Origin of the sequence: Shewanella sp. 10N.286.54.B9, assembly GCF_041468565.1 — a bacterium.
Lineage (GTDB): Bacteria > Pseudomonadota > Gammaproteobacteria > Enterobacterales > Shewanellaceae > Shewanella.
In genome coordinates this window covers 2,262-2,542 of record NZ_JBFRIY010000040.1, presented here as the reverse complement: position 1 = coordinate 2,542, position 281 = coordinate 2,262, and positions in this window count along the sequence as shown.

The window sequence follows — 281 nt, the reverse complement described above, 5'->3', positions numbered from 1 at the left end:
TGCTAGGTGCTAGGTGCTAGCAAAGCAAAAAAACAACATCTAAAGCAAACTGGAGTTTTCTATTGGATTCCTAGCAGGACATAATCCGTCCTAGAAGTGAGCTGGCGAACGTCCTAGTTCCTAGGCCCATCTCAGCTTGCAGATAGGTTTTAGGTAAATGCTAAGACGATTCGAAGCTGACAAAGTCAAAAATGGTAAAGCTGTAACGACCCGCTTACGACTAAACTGGACACCTCGCTTCCGGAGAAATAAAAAGCCTAGCTGACGGCATAAATGCCGAC